Source organism: Dokdonella sp. (assembly GCF_017744955.1).
Taxonomy (GTDB): domain Bacteria; phylum Pseudomonadota; class Gammaproteobacteria; order Xanthomonadales; family Rhodanobacteraceae; genus Dokdonella_A.
In genome coordinates this window covers 1-18,710 of sequence record NZ_JAGIAG010000007.1, presented here as the reverse complement: position 1 = coordinate 18,710, position 18,710 = coordinate 1, and the positions used below count along the sequence as shown (strand labels likewise).

Genomic DNA, 18,710 nt, shown 5'->3' with positions numbered 1-18,710 from the left:
GGCAGTGTAGCCATGCCGGATCGCGCGGCAAACCTTGCTATGCTCGCGGCGGAACAGGGAACCTCGATGACCGCCTCCGCCGACAGCGACGTGACGCGCCTGCTCCTGCGCTGGTCGCAGGGCGACGACGCCGCGCTCGACCGCCTGACCCCTCTGGTCTACGAGGAACTGAAGTCGATCGCCTCGCGCGAACTGGCGCGCGAGCGCGCCGGGCACACCTTGCAGACGACCGCGCTGGTCAACGAGGCCTTCGCACGCCTGATCGGCCACGGCGACACGCGGTTCGAGAATCGTGCGCACTTCGCCGCGATCGCCGCGCGCGCGATGCGGCGCGTGCTGGTCGACCACGCGCGCCGGCATCTGGCGAAGAAGCGCCCGACCTCGGAAGAGCGCGTGTCGATCGAGGAGATCGACCTCGAAGGCGCCGCCGGCGTCGACCTGATCGGCCTCGACCTGCTGCTCGACCGCCTCGCCACGGTCAGTCCGCGACAGGCGAAGGTGGTCGACATGAAGTTCTTCGCCGGTCTCGAACTGGAACAGATCGCCGATCTGCTCGACGTCGCCCGCCCCACCGTCGTGCGCGACTGGCGCATGGCGCGCGCCTGGCTGCAGCGGGAGCTCGCTTGAGCGCGTCCGCCGAGGACCGACGCTACGCGCAGGCCCTGACGATCGCGCATGGGGTGCTGGAACTGCCGGACGCGGAACGTGCGGCACGGCTGGATGTGCTCTGCGGCGGCGACACGGCGCTGCGCCGCGAAACCGAATGGCTGATCCGCACCGCCGAGGACATCGCGCCCGACGACGGCCTCGACCAGCGCGTCGCCGAAGTCGCCGGCCGCTTCGCCGCCGACCTGCGCATCCAGTCCGGCACGCCGGGCAGCTATCGTCTGCTCGAACGCATCGGCGAAGGCGGCATGGGCGCGGTGTGGCTGGCCGAGCGCCGCCTCGGCAGCGCCGTGCAGCGCGTCGCGCTGAAGCGCCTGCGCGCCGGCGCGACCTCGCAGCAGGCACGCTTCCTCGAGGAGCAGCGCATCCTCGCCTCGCTCAACCATCCCAACATCGCGCACCTCGTCGACGCCGGCGACGACGCCGACGGCGAACCGTTCCTGGCGATGGAGTACGTCGACGGCGAGCGCATCGACCGCTGGTGCGGCACGCGCGGACTCGACCTGCGCGCGCGCATCGGCTTGTTCCTGAAGGTCTGCGCCGCGGTGTCCCATGCGCACGAGCGCCTGGTCATCCATCGCGACCTCAAGCCGGCCAACATCCTGGTCGGCGCCGACGGCGAGCCGAAGCTGCTCGACTTCGGCATCGCGCGGCTGATCGACGCCGACGCCACCGCGACGCTGGCGACACGCGCGATGACCTTGGCCTACGCCAGCCCGGAACAGGTCGAAGGCGCAGCGCTCGGCACCGCCACCGACGTCTACTCGCTCGGCGTGGTGCTGTACGAGCTGGTCGCCGGCGTGCGGCCGTTCGAGCATCTCGCTTCCGACCACGCGCGCTCGAACGCGATCGTCTCCGGCGAGATCGCGCCGCCGAGCCAGCAGCTCCAGCGCGTCGCCGAAGCGGCGCCGCACGCGCCCGCGCCGCGCGCCGGCGCGCGGCGCATCCCGGCCGACGTCGACGCGATCGTGCTGAAGGCGCTGCGCCGCGAGCCCGTTCAGCGCTACGCCTCGGTGCGCGAGTTCGCCGAGGACCTGCAGCGCTTCCTCGACGCGCGCCCGGTGCTCGCGCGCCGCGGCGAGTGGATGTATCGCGCGCAACGCTTCGTGCAGCGCAACCGCTGGCCGCTCGCCGCGGCGGCCTTGTTCGTCGCGCTGGCCAGCGGCTTCACCTGGCGCACCTGGCTTGCCGAACGCGAGGCGCGCATGCAGGCCGCGGTCTCCGATCGGGTGACCGAATTCCTGATCTCGACCTTCGCCCTGTCCGATCCGACCCGGTCCGGCCGGCACGATTTCAGCGCGAGGGAGGTGCTCGATCAGGGCCGCGCGCGCGTCAACGAGGAACTCGCCGGCCAGCCACGCGTGCGCGCGCGCCTGCTCGACGCGCTCGGCAATGCCTATCGCGGCATCAACGAAGGCAACGCCGGCGCCCCGCTGCTCGAGGAAGCGGCGCAGCTCGCGCTCGACCCGGCCGTCGCCGACCCGCTGGCGGCCGCGCGCAGCCTGCGGGCGAAGGCCCGCGGCATCCTGGCGGTGAGAGGTTCGTCCGACGAAGCCGAACATGCCGCGCAGCGCGCGCTCGACCTGGTCCTGGCGCACGCCGACGGCGCTACGCCGCTGCTGGCCGACGCCTACGGCACGCTCGCGCAGGCGCTCGACGCCGCCGGCAAAGGGCCGCAGGCGATGACCGCGGCGCGGCAGGCGCTGGCCATGCGCGAAGCCACGCACGACTCCCCATTGGCGATCGCGCAGAGCCTGCTCGACATTTGCGGCGTCACGTCCAGCAGCGGCAAGCAGGCCGAGGCGCTGCCGTTCTGCGAGCGCGCCCTGTCGTTGTACGCCGGCGCGGGCGCGACGCGCACGAACGACTACCGCCTCGCGCTCAGGCAGTACGAGAACGTGCTGTTCTACCGCGGCGACTACATCATGGGCATGGCGACCAATCGCGAGCGCGTCGCGCTCACGCGCGAACTGTTCGGTCCGGACAGCGCCGCGTTCGCGATGGACCTCGTCACCTCCGCCGAGACGCTGGCCGAGCGCGGCCTGTTCGACGAAGCCGCCGCCGCGCTGGACGAGGGAACGCCGGTGATCCTGCGCCGCAACGGCGCGCAGAGCACGCAGTACGCGCTGGCGATGTTCAATGCCGGCTGGTTGAAGTACCTGCTCGGCGAGTTCGACGCCGCCGTGCTGTCGCTGCGCAAGGCGCTGACCCTCTACGAGGCGGCCGTGGGCGGGAAAGACAACGATCGCCTGCCCGTGCTGCGCGTGGACCTGGCGATGGCCTTGATCGAGTCGGGCCGGGCCGATGCCGAGGCGCGCACGCTGCTGGAAGCGGTCGTCGCTGCGCGCAGCACGCCGCACGAGGACGCCGTCGGACTGGCCTATGCGCGCCTGCCGCTCGCGCGCTGGCACGTGGCGCATCAGCAGTATCCGGAGGCGGAATCCCTGCTCGACCAGGTCGAGGCGGTCGGAGGCCGCATCGAATCGGAAATGCATGCGCGCGCCGCCGCCACGCGCGCGGCGATCCAGCGCGCGCGCGGAAACGCGGCCGACGCGCTGCGCTTCGAACAGACCGCCTACGAACTGACCTTGCACGACGTCGGTGCCCAGCATCCGCGCACCGCGCGCTACGCGCTGGCGTATGCGAACGCGCTGCGCGCCGCCGGCGAGCACGATCGCGCCGAGGCGCTGCAGCGCGAGTTCGGCGAACGGCTCGAACGCGCCTATCCGGCGGACTCGGCGTTCCGGCGCCTGCTGCCTGTGCGGCGCTGAAGGAAAACAAGGCGAAGAAGAATTGCTCGCGGAGACGCAGAGTACGCAGAGAAAAATCCGTTCTTCTTTTTCGTCTTTCTCTGCGTTCTCTGCGTCTCTGCGAGAAACCATTCTTGCAGACGCCGCCACCGTCGCCGCGCTCTCGCGTGGAGAAAAATCCGCCCCGCAGCGGTCGCGCCGCTGCGGGGCGGCACCCCCCTACCCATCGTCGCGCTGCAGGGTCGCGCTCGCCTGCGCGGTTTCGAGCAGCCAGGCGTCCACGCCCTGCGTGCGCATGTGTGCGAGCGCGCAGGCGGCGCCGTCGGCAGAGACGATCCACGAGGTGACGCGCTCGCGACCCCGCGCATCGCGATGCAGCAGGCGCAGCAGCGAGGTCGTCGCGTCGAGCGGCGTGCGCTGCACGCGCAGCTCGCCGGACTTGCCGCGCACGATCACGACGTCGTCGAGCCGTTCCCCGCTCGGCGGCGGCAGCGCGAAGCTGCGGATCGACTCGCCGTCGAGCACCGCCTCGGCCGCCTCGCCGACCAGATGCGTGCCCGCGCCGTAAGGCACGTCGAAGCCGTCGCGCAGCAGCACCAGCATGTTCGTGTCCGACACCTCCTGCGCTTCGGCGCCGCCGAGCGCGAGCGCGAACGTGGCCGTGGATTCGCCGCTGTCGAAGCGCACCGGCACGCTGACGCGCCAGGTCAGGCTGCGCCCCGGCGGCAGCGTCGCCCGATCGTGCAGCGGCCCTGCGCCGCTCGCCGTGCACGCCGCGCCGGCTTCGCCGCCGAAGCATTGCCACGACGCATACGGAGCATCGAACGCCGGCGACAGCGCGGCGTCGAGCGATACCGCGGCGGCGGTGCTGAAGCCGTCGTTGCGCAGCGTGACCGTGTAGTCGACGACCTGCCCGTAGCGCGCGAACGCGCGGCCGTCGTCGATCGTCAGCACGAGCCGCGCCGGCAGCATGGCGCAATGCACGGCGACGTCGGCGACGTCCGCGCCGTCGACCGTGCCGCTTGCGTGCTCGAGCGTGCAGGACTGTCCTGACGGCGATTGCTCGACGGTGACCGCGTAGGCGCTGCCGCTCGCCAGCAAGCCGGCGAACGCGAACGCGCCGTCGGCGGCGATCGGCAGCGTTTCCTCGCCGTTGAGCCGCAGCACCAGGCCGTCGCCGGCGAGTCCGTCGACGACGCCGCCGACCGAGTACGCGTTCGTCGTGCAGGTGACGGCGACGTCGGTGACATCCGCATCGCCGACCTCGCCGCTGCCGCCGGTGACCGCGCAGGTCTGCCACGGCTGCGTCGGCTGGGTCAGCACGACGACGTCGTAGTGCGTGCCCCACGGCAGCGCGGTCGGGAACTGGAACGTCGTATCCGCGTTCCCCGGGGCGACCGTTTCGCCGCCGTTGATCTGCAGCGACAAGCCGCTGCCGGCGAGACCGCCGAGCGTGCCGCCGACGTGATGGACGTCGAGCGCGAATTCCGCCACGACGACGCAGTCCGCATCGAGCGGAGCGATGGTGTAGTCGTTGCCGTCCAGCACGCCGGCCGGCGCACCGTTCGCGCCGCAGGTGTCGGTGACGAGAGCGAGATGCGCGCGCGGCGCGGGTTCCAGGTTCAGCACGACGGTCGCGGCGGCGGACTCGGCCGCGTAGCCCGCGACGCAGTCGCCGCCGTTCTCGGCGCAGTCGGCGATGCCGCCGCTGGCCGGCGCCGCGCCGGCCGCGGCATCGGCCGTGACCGAACCGGGGCCGGCCACGCCGACCGCGAGCTGCGTCTGGCGCAGCTCGACCGCGCCGAGGTCGCAGGCCGGGCCTTGCGGGCGCGCGACACCGCGCTGGTCGGCGTCGTACGGCGCGATGCCGCAGGCAGCCGGGTCGCCGCGGTCGAGCGCCGCGCCGCCCACGCCGGGCAGCAGAGTCGGCGCGGCGCCGCCGTTGTCTTGCAGCGGGCCGAGCTGCGGATCGCTGGCGACGACACCGCTGCACGTGGCGCCGACCGGGCAACCGCCTTGCACGAGGCTGTCGGACAGCGAAAGGCTGCCTGCGCTGTAGAAGATCTCCGGCTGGATGCCGCCGCTGTCGCCCCACGCAATCACGTGGCGCAGGCTCATCGCGGCTGAGCTGGCGTACATCGCGCCGCCGAAGCTGGACGTCGTATTGCCGTTGAAGGTCACCTGATCCAGCTCGATGCTGCCGCCGTCCAGCCGGATCGCTCCGGCAGCGCCGCTGGTGGTGCGATTCCCGGCGAAGGTCACCTGCGCCATGCGCACGGCGCCGCGCGCGAGATAAGCCGCGCCGCCGCCGTACTGGCTGCGGTTGCCGCTGAACGTGCTGCGGCTCAGGACCAGTGCTGCGGCGCCGCCGGTGCCACCGGTGCCGTTGCTGCCGTCCGCGAGCAAGGCGGCGCCCCAATCCGCGCGGTTGCCGCTGAACCACAGCCGCGTCAGGGTCGGACTGCAGGCGTGTCCGTCGTCGTGCCCGATACCGTTGCAGTACAGGCCGCCGGCAACCGAGCCGTTGTAGATCGGGAACTGCCAGCCGGTGCCGGCGGTGATCGCGAAGCCGTCGAGCACGGTGTCGGCCCCGATCGGACCTGCGGCCGTGGTGCCGTCCATGATCACGACGTTGTAGGTGTTGCCGCCGACGATCTGGTCGGCATCGCGCACCACGCCGTTCGCGTCGACCGTGTCGTTGCCGTCGATGTCGCCCGACAGCACCGTGCGGTTCGCACCGGGAGCGGCCTGCTCGCGCGCGGTCTCGCCGCCGGCGAAGCCGCCGTACACGGCCAGGCCGGGACGAATCCGGAAGCTGATCGAGCGGTCCGTGCCGGTCGTCGGTCGATACACGCCGCGCGCGACCCACACTTCGCTGCAGGCCGGTTCGCCGAGGGCCGATTGCAGGTCGACGTAGGCGTTCGCCCAATCGAGGCCGCTGCCCGCGCCGCCGGCGAACCGGTTCACGTAGCACACGTGCGGCGGCACGATCTCGACCGCGCCAATGTCGCAGCCCGCGCCTTGCGGGCGCGGCACGCCGCGCTGGTCGACGGCGGGGCAAGCCGCGGTGTCGCCGGCGTCGATCGCCGGGCTGTCGTCCGCCGGCAGCATCGTGCGGCCGAAGCCGCCGTGGTCGGCGAGCGCGCCGAGCTGCGGGTCGACGTCGAGATTGCCGCCGTCGTCGGTGCCGAAGGCGGCGTTCCATGCCGCGCTGCCGCCGGAACCGGCGACCACGCTGTGCGAGAACCGCGGCTGCGCGCCGTTGATGTTCATGATCTCCGGGAAGCTGGGCGCCACGTCGCCGTGGAAGATCGCATTGGTGACGACCGGCTTGGCGCCCGTCCCCTGGTTGACCATCGCGCCGCCGAAATGGTTGGTGCCGCTGGCGGTGTTGCCGCTGAAGGTCACGTTGGTCAGCGTCATCACGGAGGTGCCGCCGACGCCGGCGTTGTAGATCGCGCCGCCGTTGCCGATGCTGGTGCCGATGCTGGCGTCGTTGCCCTGGAACGTCGCGTTGAGGATCGTCGCGTTGGCGGTGCCGCCCTGGTTGCCGCTGGTGTTGTAGATCGCGCCGCCCTGGTCGGCCTGGTTGCCGCTGAACGTCGCGCGCTCGATGCGCGGACTGGCGACGCCGTTCAGTTCCGCCCAGACGTAGACGGCGCCGCCGAGCCGGGCCGCGCGGTTGCCGTCGAACACGACGTCGAAGAGCGCCGGACTGGCGCTGCCTGCCCCGTCGGCGCGCAGCGCGAGCGCGCCGCCGTAGGTCGCCGCGTTGGCGAGAAAGCGCAGGCGCGCGAGCGTCGGATCGCAGCGGCGGCCGCTCGCCGCGCCCGTGCAGTACAGGCCCGCGCCCATGCTGTCGGGAAACCCCGCATTGGCGTTGCCGCCCTGGATGGTGAAGCCGTCGAGCACGGTGGTCGCGGTGATCGGTCCGGCGCTGGTCGTGCCGTCCAGCTTCACCACGTGGTAGCTGTTGTCGGCGGCGTCGCCGGGCGTGCCGATGTCGCCGGACAGCACGGTCGCTTGCGCGCGCGGATCGGCCTGCGTGCGCGCGGTCTCGCTGCCGACGAAGCCGCCGTAGACGGCGCTGCCGGGACGCACCGCGAAACTGTCGCCGCGCGCGGTGCCCGGCACGTAGATGCCGGCGGCGACCCAGACCTCGGCGCACGCTGCATTGCGCAGCGCCGATTGCAGGTCGACGTAGGCGTCGGCCCAGTTGGCGCCGCTGTTCGCGCCGGCCGCGTCGGCCTTGACGTGACAGGCCGCCTGCGCGGAAGCGCTCCACGCGAGTGCCGCTGCGGCGGCGCCACAGCGCCAAAGGATGGTTGCGACGGTATTCATGTCTTCCCCTGCGATCGATACGGGTGTTGCGCCGAAGGCTCCGGACCGGAGCCCTCGGTCATCCCGTAACGCGCAGGACGGCGGCGCCGAGGATCATCGCGTTCGCGCCATCGCGAGCGGCCGGCGCACGCCACCCCTTGAAACCCGCCGCCGCGAGACCGAATCTGCAACGCAACGCGGCAAGCGCCGGACTCCGGCGCCGTCGCCGCGACACGACGCGGAGCGCGAATGGACGCCGGTGCCATCCTTGCCCAATGCCGTCTGTTCGCGGGCCTGCCGCCGCAGGCGCTGCAACAGCTGGCGGCGCTGTGCGAACCGCTGGAGCTGCGCGGCGGCGATACTCTGTTCGGCGTCGGCCAGCCAGCCGAGCACCTGTACCTGGTCGCGCTCGGCCGGCTGCGCGCGCGCCTGCCGGACGGCAGCATCGCCGGCGACATCGGCCGGCTGGAGCCGGCCGGCGAGATCAGCCTGCTCTCCGGCGAACCGCACTCCGCCGAGGTGCAGGCGCTGCGCGACAGCCTGCTGCTGCGCCTGCCGCGGGTGCCGCTGATCGAATTCCTGCAAACCTATCCGGCGGCGCTGCTGGCGCTGACGCGCACGATCGTGCAGCGCATGCGCCGCAACCAGCGCGAGGCGGTCAAGGACACCGCGCGCGGCGGGCAGACCTTGGCGCTGATCGGCGGCGGCAGCCTCGACGTCGCCGCCCTGGCGCAGCGCCTGCAAAGCGCGCTGAGCGAATCGGGCGCGCCGATCGAGCTGATCGGCGCCAACACCATCGACGCGGTGTTCGGCGCCGGCGCCGCGCACGCGCCGCTGCGCGAGATCGAGTTCGACGCGCAGCGCATGGCCTGGATCGGCCGCATCGAGAATTCCGGCCATACCTTGCTGCTGTACGCGCGCGAGGACGATCCGGTCTGGGCCGAACGCTGCCTGCGCCAGGCCGACCGCATCCTGATCGCGGTCGACAGCACCGAACCGGCGCGCGACACGGCGCTGCTCGCCCGCTTGCGCGAACTCGCGCTGCGCACGCCGGTGGAGCTGCTGATCCTGCGTGCCGACGACGCCGCCGCGGGCGACGTGCAGGGCTGGCGCCGGCTCGGCGGCGCGCGGGCGCACTACTTCGTGCGCCCGCAGCCGGAACCGACCAGCACCGCCGACTACGCCAGCGTCGCGCGCCAGCTCAGCGGACGCGGGCTCGGCCTGGTGCTCGGCGGCGGCGGCGCGCGTGCGTTCGCGCACATCGGCCTGATGCGCGCGCTGGAACAACTGCGCATTCCGGTCGACCTCGCCGGCGGCACCAGCATGGGCGCGTTCTTCGCCGCGCTGCGTGCCTGCGGCGCGGACAGCTACGAGATGCAGCGCGTCGCGCGCGAGACCTTCATCGAGCACAACTATCTCAACGACTACGTGCTGCCGCGCGTGTCGCTGATCCGCGGACGCAAGTTCCTCGCGCACCTGCGCGCGATCTTCGGTGAGCGCCGCATCGAGGAACTGCGCCTGCCGTACTTCGCGGTCAGCACGAACCTCTCGCGCGCGACCACGATGGTGCACGACAGCGGCCCGCTCGCGGTCTGGGTCGGCACCAGCATGTCGGTGCCCGGCTTCTCGCCGCCGGTCGCCTATCGCGGTGAGCTGCTGGTCGACGGCGCCGTCACCAACAGCCTGCCGACCGACGTGATGCTGCAGCTCGGCCGCGGCCCGATCGTCGCCTCCGACGTCAGCACCGACGGCAGCCTGCTCGCGCCCGGCATCGAAGGCCCGGACCAGGAGGCGCTGCTGAACCAGGCGGTACGCCCGCCGGTCACGCTGATCGACATCCTGTTCGCCAGCGCCGTGCTGACCAGCGAGAGCGGCGTGCGCGCCCGCGCCGCGCGCGCAGACCTCTATCTGCGCATGCCGGTCAGCGGCGTCGGCCTGTTCGACTGGAAGCAGCTCGATACGATCGTCGATCGCTGCTGCGAGTACGCGCTGCCGCGGCTGGAGGCGTTCGCGCGCGGCTTGTCGGCGGCTTGATGGGAACCTCGGAAATCCCGCAGGCCGTCATCCCCGCGGAAGCGGGGATCCGTTCGGATTCTTCTCCAGCGCGATCGACCGCCCGTGGATTCCCGCTTTCGGCGAAATGACGCCACGCGAAAGTGTTCGGGATCCCCGTCCGGCAGGCTCGTCTCAACCCGGCGCGTAGCCGAGATAGTCCAGCGCCGCCTGCAGCATCGCCGCGCTGCCGACCGGCAGCGCGCCTTCGTCGAGGAAGAACTTCGGCGAATGGTTCGACGGCGCCGTGGCGGGATCCTGCCCGGCCGGCGTCGCCCCGACAAAGAAATACACGCTCGGCACCTCGATCGAGCGGCCGAGGTGCGGGAAATCCTCCGACGCGGTCCAGCGCTGGGCCTCCTGCACATGGTCCTTGCCGAGCGCGGTCTCGAGACTGGCGCGCACGCGCGCGGTCAGCGCCGGATCGTTGTAGTTGACCGGATTGCTGCTGTCGGCCGACAGCGGGATCTGCGTCTCCACCGTCGCGCCGTGCGCGGCGGCGACGTGCTCGGCGATGTTCTTCAGGCTCGCCAGCGCCTGCTGGCGCATGCCGTCGTCGAAGGCGCGCACGGTGCCTTGAAGCTCGGCCTTGTCGGGCACGATGTTGAAGCGCTGGCCGCCGTCGAAGATGCCGAAGGTGACCACCGCCGGCTCCTTGTTGATGTCGAGCTGACGGCTGACGATGGTCTGCGCGGCGGTAACGATCTCGGCCGCGGTGACGATCGGATCGATGCCCTTCCACGGCGTCGCGCCGTGGCTCTGGCGCCCGCGCACGGTGATGCGGAAGGTGTCGGAACTGGCCATCGCGCCGCCCGGGCGCAGCGCGACCGTGCCGACCGGCAGCGCGCTGACCACGTGCATGCCGAATACGGCGTCCGGCTTGAAGTCCTTGAACACGCCGTCCTTGACCATCAGCGTCGCGCCGCCTTCCTCGCCCGGCGGCGCGCCTTCCTCGGCCGGCTGGAACACCAGCATGACCTCGCCCGGCAGATCCTTGCGCAGCTTCGCCAGCGCCGCGGCGACACCGAGCGTCATCGCGACGTGCGCGTCGTGGCCGCAGGCGTGCATCACGCCGACCTGCTTGCCGAGGTATTCGCCTTTCGCCTTCGAGGCGAACGGCAGGTCGACTTCCTCGGTCACCGGCAGGCCGTCCATGTCGGCGCGGATCGCCAGCTTAGGGCCCGGCTTGCCGCCCTTCAGCACGCCGACGACGCCGGTCTTGGCGATGCCGGTGCGCACGTCGTAGCCGAGCTTCTTCAATTCCGCGGCGACGAATGTCGACGTGCGCGTCTCGCGGTTGGACAGCTCCGGATGCTCGTGCAGGTCGCGCCGCCAGGCGGTGATCTCGGGCAGCAGCGGCTGGATGCGCTGCGCAGCGGTGTCGGCGGCGCCGGCGGCCGTGCCGGCGAGCGCGAGAGCCGCGGCGATCAGGGGTCGATGCATGGCGATCGTCCGTTCGGGGGAAAGGCGCATGGGAAAACATCGGGCGGGGGGATGCAAGCGGTGGTGGCGATCAACACCATCCCCACCCAACCCTCCCCTTGAAGGGAAGGGCTGAAGCGCTCGCTTTGAGGGGAGGGCCGAGGCGCTCGCTTTGAGGGAAGCGCCCAAGGCGCTCGCTCTGAAGTCCTCCCCTTCAAGGGGAGGATTTAGGAGGGGATGGTGTTCGCAAGCGCGCCATTCACACATCTGCGGACTCGACTCACAACCCCAACACCAGATCCTCCGCCTCCACCCGATCGACGCGGATGCGATTGGCGAACAGCGAGAACGCGAGCATGCCGGCGAGGCCGTGCGCGTGCTGCACCCACGGCGGCAGCCAGTGCGGCGGCGCGATGGTGCCGTCGTCGAAGTACGGCTCCAGCGCGAGCACGTCGCGCAGCGCGAGCTTGCCGGCGAACAGGTTGCGGCACAGCGCCATGCGCTGGTGCTTGAGCGCCCAGCGGAAGAAGGTATGCACCGAGAGCAGCCCGTGCAGATAGACCGCGTCCTTGGTGAACGCGGCGCCGCCGGTCAGCGGCGCGCCGCGGAACACGCGCTGCGCCGAGGTGAAGCTGTCGACCTCGTTCTGCCCCGCACCGAGAAAGAAGCGGAACACCTCGATGAAGTCGGCGCCGCGCAGCGCCATGTCGATGCCGAGGATGCGCAGGGAGATGCGCTTCATGCGCGCGATGTCGATCGAGCCGGACATCAGTTCGGCGAACACGGCCAGGCCTTCCTGCGTCGCGGTGATGCGCGGGGAGGAGCGCGCCAGCGATTTCAGGTACGGCTGCGCGCGCCCGTTCAGCGCGGTCAGCGAATGCACGAAGGCCTCGTGGTTGAGCAGCTGATCGCGGTCGTAGTCGCTGAAGCTGGTGGCCGAGCGCAGGCGGATGCGTGTCGCGCCGGCCGCCGCCTTGGCGATCAGCTCGGGATCGGTCTCGACCTTGACCACGCCGGCGCCGAAGAACGCGTCGAGCCGCTGTTGCAGATCGACTTGCAGCACCTCGGCCGGAACCTCGCTGGAGACCTCTTCCAGCGGCGCATCGCTCGAATACTCGTCGGCGATCTCGATGAAGTGCCGCGCGGCGTCGACGTTGGTCAGCGTCGCGCCCGGCACGCGGTCGTCCGGCCGCCCGTACAGCGCGGCGGAGTGCTCGGTGATGCGCGGGGTGCCCATCGCGTCGAGCAGTTCGGTCGCGACGCGCCAGGAGTCGGCGGTGCGGCGGATGTAGTCGCCGAGCGGATGCGCCGGATCGGCCGCTTGCGCGATCCCGGCCAGCGCCGCGCGCGTCTCGACGAAATCGCCGGCCGGATAGGCGATCTGCGGCAGCCGGGCCTGTCCGCGCTTCCACGCCGTGATGAATTCCCTCTCGGCCGAGGCCGGCCAGCTCACCGAGGCGAGCAGGCGGATGCCGCGCGTCGCCGCGACGAGACGCTGGTCGAGTTCGCCGTAGAACTCCGCATGGGTGGGCAGAGTGGCCAAGCGGGATTCCCCTCGCGCTGCGCATGACTTATCGGACAGGAAGATAACAGACCAGTTGCTAGGATCGACCGCCGCCTTCGGGAAGGCGCACTTCCAGCAAAGAGGACCCATGATGAGGAAAACTCGAACGCTCCGTTCCGTTCCGCGACTGAAGCCGCTGGCCGCTTCGCTCGCGGTCCTGCTGGCCGCGACGGCGGCGCACGACGTGCACGCCGCGTCCGATCGCTACGCGCTGCGGCTGCAGCAGCACCAGACCGCGAAGACCGGCTTCCCGCTCGCCGTCGCCCCGCGCCAGGTCACGCCGTTGCGGCCCGCGGGCACGCTGGCGGTCACCAGCTGCGCCGACGACGCCGATCCGGGCACCTTGCGCAACGTGCTCGCCAACGCGGTCGAGGGCGACACGGTCGACCTCAGCCAGCTGACCTGCAGCACGATCACCCTGACGCAGGGCCCGATCGACACCAGCGTGCTCGGCGATCACCATCTCTACGACGTGACGTTGCAGGGACCGGGCCGCGGCGCGCTGACGATCGAGGCCGGCGGCCAGTCGCAGGTGTTCGTGATCGGCGGCTTCTCGAGCGACCAGGGCACGTTCACCGTGAACGACCTGACCATCGCCAACGGCACCTATTCCGGCAGCCTCGCTGCCTGCGTGCAGGGTTTCGGCGGCGCGCTGCACCTGAATCGCGTCGACGTCACCAACTGCCATTCCAGCGGTACCTACCAGCTGATCTTCGGCGGCGCGGTCGACGTCAACATCCTGCGCATGGACGACAGCACGATCACCTCCTCCAGCGCCACCGGCACCGGCGCCAACAGCACCGCCGCCGGCGGCGGCGCCTACGCCGGCGACACCATCCTGGTGAACAGCAAGATCAGCGGCAGCACGACCACCGCGCCGATCGCGGTGCGCGACGGCTACTTCAGCGTCGGCGGCGGGCTGTACGCGCAAGGCGACTTGACGCTGACCAACAGCACGATCTCCGGCAACTCGATCGAAGCGACCGGCACGGACCAGCAGGCGCGCGGCGGCGGCGTCTACGTGCGCGGCATCGCCACGATCAGCGGCTCGACGATCGACGGCAACCGCGCCGACGGCGACGGCGGCGGCGTGTTCAAGGCGATCTACAGCATCTACGGCGAACCCGGCGGCAGCAATCCGACGACCTCGCTGACCGTCACCAACAGCACGCTGTCCGGCAACGCCTCGGGCGGGCGAGGCGGCGGCATCGCCAGTTCGCGGCCGCTGACCCTGGACAACACCACCATCACCGACAACGAGGCCGCGCTCGGCGGCGGCGGCGTGCAGTTCCTGCTCGACGGCGTCGATGACGCCTCCGGACCGCTGGCTCTCGGCAGCACCATCGTGGCCGGCAACCGCGCCGGCGACGGCGCCACGTTCGCCGCTGGCATCGACACCGACGCGACGCTGGAAGTGACCGGCGCGAACTCGCTGGTGCAGCAGGCCGGCGCGACGATCACGCTGCCCGACGGCACGCTCGACGCCGATCCGCTGCTGTTGCCGCTGGCCTGGAACGGCGGCCCGACCCGCACGCACGCGCTCGGCACCGGCAGCCCGGCGGTCGACGCCGGCAACAACGCGGCCGGACTGGAGTTCGACCAGCGCGGCGAACACTTCGCGCGCGTCTCCGGCACCGCGGCCGACATCGGCGCCTTCGAACGGCAGCAGCCACCGCCGAATGACGACGTGATCTTCAAGGACGGTTTCGACGGCGCCGCACCGGCCACGTTCGACTACGCCTACGACGACGGAGACGGCGACACCAACCAGGGACCGCCGAGCAGCTTCGATCCGGACATGCTGTGGGGCAACTACTACCTGGCGCAGCCCGGCGGCGAGGTCATCACCAGGATCTCGATCGCGTTCGGCCCGACCTTCCCCTCGCTGGCGAACGGTCCGGTCACGTTCTGGCTGCTGCAGGACCCGGACGAGGATTTCGATCCGCGCAACGCCTACGCGATCGCCAGCGTGCAGGGCACGCCGAAGGTGTTCAACGACGAGTTCTTCAGCGTCGACATTCCGCCGACCTGGGTGCACGGCGGCTTCTTCGTCGGCGCCAGCGCCAAGCTCGACGGCGGCGCGGACAAGCCCGCCCGCGTCGACCGCGACGCCAGCGGCGACAAGTCGTGGTTCTTCTATGCGCCCGACATCGCCGCGACGATCGACGACCTCGCCGCCGCCCCGTTCGGTACGCGCAACGACAATCCGCAGTACGTGGTGTTGCCGGGGGCGTTCATGGTGCGTGCGACGGGGACATCGGCGCCGTAGAACTTCGCACCGACGGCCCGTGCAAGGCGGGTCGTCGGTGGTTTCTCGTGCGGAAGGGCGCGGAAAAACCGATCGCGCATACAAACGAGACCGGTGCCGTGCGCATTACTTTCTCGACGAACCCAAGCAGTTCATTGTGGCGATAAGCAACGGTCGCCGACGCTGGAGAACGCACTCTGACCCTATTTCCGGTGAAGGCTCGTCGCGGAGCAGCGAGATAGACTCTTGCCCTTCAAATTAGCGAGAAGACCGGGCCCGCCAGTCAGTTACACATGTAATACCTGTCCGATCTCGTGAAGAAATTCTTATGTAATCACACGGAATTACTTCAAATAATGGCTTCGGTGCAGGAGATGCCCCGCCGCCAATATCCGAGTCAAACTGCACAACCCATCGCTTTCCGTCATTGGACTGCGCGGCAGCACGCCAGACGTAAGAATCCTCGCCCTGCAACTGCACTGCGACCCAGAATGAATGCCCAGATGAAAGGGATTTCCTTGCACAATCTATCGACACAACGGCATCGCTTCCGAGAGGAGTAAGCCCACACGCACGAGCGCCGACTCCCGCAAGCCTTGAAACTATATCCGACAACTGCACTGGCTCCATCGCGCTGGACGCCAGTGATAGCATCGATAAGATAACGTACATAAATTCTCTTGAATGATCAAGACCCTAGCATATTTTCCGAATTAATCAAAGCAGAAATCTCGACACAAATACATTGCCAAACGCTCAAAATCAACACGACTTTCCGCCTCACGCGCCCTAATTTCGGAAAGAAAGCAGCTCTGAGAAAAGTGATGTTGCTATAGGTGGTGAACGACGTCGATGTCCAAGTCCGCGCGAAGTCCAGCAAGTATGTTCATGAGGTCGGGGGAAACATAATATCCACGCGTGTCGTCGCGCTCGGTTATCCGAGTAACGATCTGAGCTGAAATCTTCACAGAATCGACACTAGCAATCCCTCTCAGCGGAACGATGAGATCAGAGAGAAGCGCAGCAAGCGCGTCTTCAGGATTCCGTTCTGTATCTACTTGCTTTGACTGCCAATAAAACCGCTCGGCCCCTCCTGGGCGAACGCGCATTCTGCTGCGCTCTCTGACTTCGCCTCGAAGATTTTGAGGAAGATTGTGATTGAACGCCTCAGGGTCGAAAGCTCGCCCTTCAACCATCATGTATACACTAAAGCGCATTATCCCGCTCTCGGCTCGTAGTCTCATACCAGGTTGCAATTGAGCCCAGCCTCGGAATCGTAGTGCCGGCCCGGAAACGCCTAATACTGATCCGACTGGATTAGATCAATTGAGAAGTTTAGCTCTCACGTAACTGCAGATACCGCCTCCCTGAAACCCTATGCACCTCGATCACCATAGAGCCTTGAAATCCTCTCCAAAGAGTATTTGTCTAGAAGAACACCAACTGGATGCCATGGTCTCCACGCTGGAATTTTCTCATCATTTAGCGAGATTAATCTCGAACAATCATTTTCAATTTCAATTAGACCGAATTTATTTGTAATAATCCCGTCAATACTTCCCACCTCGCCATCAAGAGGCCGAATCGGAAATATTCCGTCTGTCGCCGCGGATCTCCATCCGTTTCCGGTGAAAATATCGAATCCCGCGAGTTCGAGAAATCCAGTGATGGACTGGTAGAACTCCACAGGGGGACTGACGTTCAGACTAGAGAGCACCTCCTCCTCAACCGCTCGAAAGCAACAATACAGACCAAGATCAGCAAGCATCTCAAATACTTTCCAATGCAGAATTTGGAGAAAACCACCGTACTCGACGTCGTCATTTCCCAGGTCGTCCGTTACGAACGCCCTGAGCTCTTTAGGAAGACAATCGACCGGCTCCCAGATTCCATCATATGCGGACAAGGCTATGTGTCCAGATACAAGCCTAGGCTCCTTGCAAATCATGGCGGAAGCGATCTTCATGGAACAATCTCGAATATTATTACCTATCTCCGTCTCCAGCTCGCGCACACGGGAGCTCCGCCACGTCCATGCCGCCGTAACGGCTCTTCCACGTGTAATACGCCGGCACGCTGATGCCGTGATTGCGTGTCACATCCTTGACCGGAATGCCGCCGTCGTCCTCCTTCAGGATCGACACGATCTGTGACTCGGTGAAGCGACTCTTGCGCACGGAGAACCTCCTGCAGAGAGTCCTGCCAAAAGCTCTCCCCCTAAACGACGACTTCCTTGGGGAAGGCTACGGCTCCTCAGCTGCGCGCTCGGCGCATCATCATCGAACTCGAAGACACTCTTAAGCCTTATCTATGGCCATGCCTAGTCTCTATCATTCCCTAAGAGACCGTACACAACCATGGCAAGTCCAACAACACCGGATGCTATATATATAAACACGGTCAAGTTTGTTGCAAAGACGAAATTTGGCCACTCTGCATTAAATAGAATTTTTTCCCTTAGGGCTCTATCGGCAATAGCCAAAATAGATCCAACGAGCAAAGAAAGACCAACCTTCGCCGCCCCATTCATTTCTTGCAGTCCTCGTCGTAAAAATTGGCCATGCAATTTCTCGCCTCGCAATTCCCCCGGGGCAGAAACACATCCTTTATTTTCACTGAAGCTCAAAAAACACTGCACGACGCATGCCTAGTTACTACAAACCTGAAGACTATCACGCTCTCCTCAATTAAATTCTAGCATTCGACGTCCAAAATCTTATAAACTTATTTAATATATGCGGTAGGATAAAAATCCATTGAATCCCACCAAATAGTGAAATTATAAAAGCCCCCATCACCTCGTAGGGAGCTCCTCTTACACCAAGCAGAGCCGCAAATGTATCCCACAAAACCACCCCTAGCCATCCAGAGGGAAATGTCACCACGGCAAGAATAATTCTAATCCCATCACGGGCCTCACTACCACTTAGCAAGCTCGGGAAAAATTCCCCAATGGAGAAAACTGACATACAGACGACGATATAAATCAATAGAAATAAATATTTCTTATTGCAAAATACAATCTTCATGATTAATTAAGAGGAACTGGCATATTGCATCTAAATGCACAATCTCTTCTTATCTCATCGACCCATTCTTGACAATCAGTGCCTTGAGGGCCTATTCCGTATTTTGGCCTCGGCTGAGACATCGCTTCAACAAAGCAACTATCTTGACATCTGTTATCTCCAACCGAAGTGCATTGAGAAGGGGTGAATTTCTCATTGCTATCACTCCCCTCACAGCCAGCCATTCCACCAATAAGCCCACATGAAGGCTTTGGTGCTTGCCCTCCGCACTCGCTTGTTCCATCCGGCCGAGTAACGCAAATGTAGTGATGCGGAACGATCGAGAGCCCTCGCATAGGCCTCCTGCAGAACCAAGACTCCAATCCATTCCTGTCAAATACAATCAGTGGATTGGAATATGCATATCTATATGTATTTAGATCACTTCGGAGTCCAATTGGATCGCTTTGGACATAGCGGCCAGCAGTGGACTCATAGTCGCGAAAGTAGTTGTAGTTGAGTCCTGTTTCACTGTCGAAGTGCTGTCCCGGAAACCGCAGGTTCAGCGCATACGCCGCCCCTCCTGCCGGGCTTTCGTTGGGCCCATCCACCCCGAACGCATTGCCTGAGAAGCGCCACGCCCACTTCGCCGTGTTGGTCGCCGGATCGAACACCTGCCG

General features: G+C 67.1%; 8 protein-coding genes and 1 pseudogene. 4 read left to right on the top strand and 5 right to left on the bottom strand.

Going from position 1 to position 18,710, the window contains the following annotated elements; translation table 11 throughout:
• Positions 1-66: 66 nt before the first annotated feature.
• A complete protein-coding gene (locus J7520_RS14775) occupies positions 67-627 on the top strand; it encodes an ECF-type sigma factor (RefSeq protein WP_291189605.1) in 561 nt (186 codons plus the stop codon).
• Complete coding sequence (locus J7520_RS14770; protein WP_291189603.1) at positions 624-3,437, top strand: serine/threonine-protein kinase; 2,814 nt, start codon at positions 624-626, stop codon at positions 3,435-3,437. Before J7520_RS14775 ends, J7520_RS14770 begins: the two co-directional genes overlap by 4 nt.
• A gap of 198 nt (positions 3,438-3,635) precedes the next feature.
• On the opposite strand, the gene J7520_RS14765 is transcribed toward J7520_RS14770, so the two are convergent.
• Positions 3,636-7,757, bottom strand: coding sequence for a choice-of-anchor Q domain-containing protein (locus J7520_RS14765; RefSeq protein WP_291189600.1), 4,122 nt, complete (start codon positions 7,755-7,757; stop codon positions 3,636-3,638).
• Positions 7,758-7,985: 228 nt separating this feature from the next.
• Between J7520_RS14765 and J7520_RS14760 the strand changes: the two genes are divergently transcribed.
• Positions 7,986-9,770: a patatin-like phospholipase family protein gene (locus J7520_RS14760; RefSeq protein WP_291189598.1), complete on the top strand. Its 1,785-nt coding sequence runs from the start codon at positions 7,986-7,988 to the stop codon at positions 9,768-9,770.
• Positions 9,771-9,923: 153 nt separating this feature from the next.
• Here J7520_RS14760 and J7520_RS14755 read toward each other — a convergent pair whose 3' ends face one another.
• Both J7520_RS14755 and J7520_RS14750 read right to left on the bottom strand, forming a co-directional pair.
• Positions 9,924-11,231 (bottom strand): amidohydrolase, encoded by a 1,308-nt coding sequence (locus tag J7520_RS14755; RefSeq protein ID WP_291189596.1) that lies wholly within the window; start codon positions 11,229-11,231, stop codon positions 9,924-9,926.
• 259 nt (positions 11,232-11,490) lie between these two features.
• Complete coding sequence (locus J7520_RS14750) at positions 11,491-12,753, bottom strand: flavohemoglobin expression-modulating QEGLA motif protein (RefSeq protein WP_291189594.1); 1,263 nt, start codon at positions 12,751-12,753, stop codon at positions 11,491-11,493.
• Positions 12,754-12,865: 112 nt separating this feature from the next.
• On the opposite strand from J7520_RS14750, the gene J7520_RS14745 reads away from it, so the two are divergent.
• Positions 12,866-15,043 carry a right-handed parallel beta-helix repeat-containing protein gene (locus J7520_RS14745; protein ID WP_291189592.1) on the top strand — a complete coding sequence of 726 codons (2,178 nt, stop codon included), beginning with the start codon at positions 12,866-12,868 and terminating at the stop codon, positions 15,041-15,043.
• Positions 15,044-16,397: 1,354 nt separating this feature from the next.
• Here the strand turns inward: J7520_RS14745 and J7520_RS14740 are convergent.
• Together J7520_RS14740 and J7520_RS14735 are read right to left on the bottom strand one after the other, a co-directional pair.
• Positions 16,398-16,988 (bottom strand): hypothetical protein, encoded by a 591-nt coding sequence (locus J7520_RS14740; RefSeq protein WP_291189590.1) that lies wholly within the window; start codon positions 16,986-16,988, stop codon positions 16,398-16,400.
• Between the two features lie 52 nt (positions 16,989-17,040).
• Positions 17,041-17,199: pseudogene (locus J7520_RS14735) on the bottom strand (transposase); the annotation flags it as partial.
• Positions 17,200-18,710 lie beyond the last annotated feature (1,511 nt).

What these genes read in the sequence shown, in the direction of transcription:
- J7520_RS14755 (WP_291189596.1), bottom strand. Translation starts at nt 11,231, where the DNA reads ATGCATCGACCCCTGATCGCCGCGGCTCTCGCGCTCGCCGGCACGGCC.
- J7520_RS14745 (WP_291189592.1), top strand. Translation starts at nt 12,866, where the DNA reads ATGAGGAAAACTCGAACGCTCCGTTCCGTTCCGCGACTGAAGCCGCTG.
- J7520_RS14775 (WP_291189605.1), top strand. Translation starts at nt 67, where the DNA reads ATGACCGCCTCCGCCGACAGCGACGTGACGCGCCTGCTCCTGCGCTGG.
- J7520_RS14760 (WP_291189598.1), top strand. Translation starts at nt 7,986, where the DNA reads ATGGACGCCGGTGCCATCCTTGCCCAATGCCGTCTGTTCGCGGGCCTG.
- J7520_RS14765 (WP_291189600.1), bottom strand. Translation starts at nt 7,757, where the DNA reads ATGAATACCGTCGCAACCATCCTTTGGCGCTGTGGCGCCGCCGCAGCG.
- J7520_RS14740 (WP_291189590.1), bottom strand. Translation starts at nt 16,988, where the DNA reads ATGAAGATCGCTTCCGCCATGATTTGCAAGGAGCCTAGGCTTGTATCT.